Source organism: Tianweitania sp. (genome assembly GCF_032053605.1).
GTDB lineage: Bacteria > Pseudomonadota > Alphaproteobacteria > Rhizobiales > Rhizobiaceae > Tianweitania.
The window spans coordinates 3615-4813 of record NZ_DAMBUH010000126.1; the positions used below are offsets into that span (position 1 = coordinate 3615).

1 protein-coding gene and 1 pseudogene are annotated in these 1199 nt (G+C 62.3%); both read left to right on the forward strand.

What is annotated here, in order from left to right; translation table 11 throughout:
* The first annotated feature begins 27 nt into the window (after nt 1–27).
* The gene (locus RTX98_RS18415; protein WP_312798247.1) at nt 28–537 is read left to right on the forward strand and encodes a hypothetical protein; all 510 of its coding nucleotides are present in this window, start codon (nt 28–30) and stop codon (nt 535–537) included.
* 18 nt (nt 538–555) lie between these two features.
* A pseudogene (locus RTX98_RS18420) lies at nt 556–1199 on the forward strand (alpha/beta fold hydrolase); the annotation flags it as partial.

The window sequence follows — 1199 nt, forward strand, 5'->3', positions numbered from 1 at the left end:
GGACCCGGATGCGGCAGGAGAACAGATTTGAGCGAACAGGCTTTAACCCACACTTTCGCTAGGGATCGCCAGCGCGGTATTCCCAACAGCGACCTACCATTTCTCCTGTGGAAGAACAGGCTTCCCGAAGACGCCCGCAACGGTGAGGCCGCGTGCCGGCTGTTCGAGCGCAGCGGCTGGACGGGCACCTGGATCTACACGGTTTTTCCGTTCTGGCACTTCCACACCAAGGGGCATGAAGTGCTCGCCTGCGTGTCGGGCCATGCGCTGATCGGCTTCGGCGGCGACAGCGGGATTACGGCCAAGGTCGAGGTCGGGGATGTCTGCATCGTGCCAGCGGGCGTCGGGCACAAGCGGATAAGCGCCTCGACCGACTTCCGGATGGCCGGCGGCTATCCGCCGGGACAGGAAGGCGACATCAACCATCCCGGCGATCTAGCAGATAGCGTGATCGAGGACGCGCTGGCGCAGGTGGCGCTGCCGACGACGGATCCTGTGACGGGTGAGGCTTTGAACGGCTGGTTTGGTATCCGCTAAGGCTTGCAGGGAAAGTGCATGAAGACGATCGAAGCCGGCGCGCTGAGCGTTGCCTATCTTGAGACTGGGCCGGCTGACGGGCCGGTGGCGATCCTGCTGCATGGCTTTCCTTATGACGTGCATGCCTATGACGCGGTGTCGGAGCGGCTGAGCGGGCAGGGATGGCGCTGCATCGTGCCTTACCTTCGGGGCTATGGCGCGACGCGGTTTCTGTCGTCGGAAACCATGCGGTCCGGGCAGCAGGCGGCGCTGGGCAATGATCTTCTTGCCCTGATGGATGCGCTCGGGATCGAGCGCGCGGTGCTCGGCGGTTATGATTGGGGCGGGCGTGCTGCCTGTATCGTTTCGGCTTTGTGGCCCGAGCGGGTGGTGGGGCTGGTGAGCTGCGGCACGGGCTACAACATCCAGGACATTGCCGGCGCGAAGCAGCCAGCCGATCCGGAGAGCGAATTTCGCTACTGGTATCAGTATTACTTCCACACGGAGCGCGGGGTCGAAGGACTATCGCGGAAGCGTCGCGAACTGACGCAGTTCATCTGGAAGCTGTGGTCTCCGACATGGCGCTTCGATCAGGCAACCTTCGAACAGACAGCCGATGCGTTCGATAATCCTGACTTCGTGGATGTCGTAATCCACTCCTATCGCCATCGTTATGGGGTTGT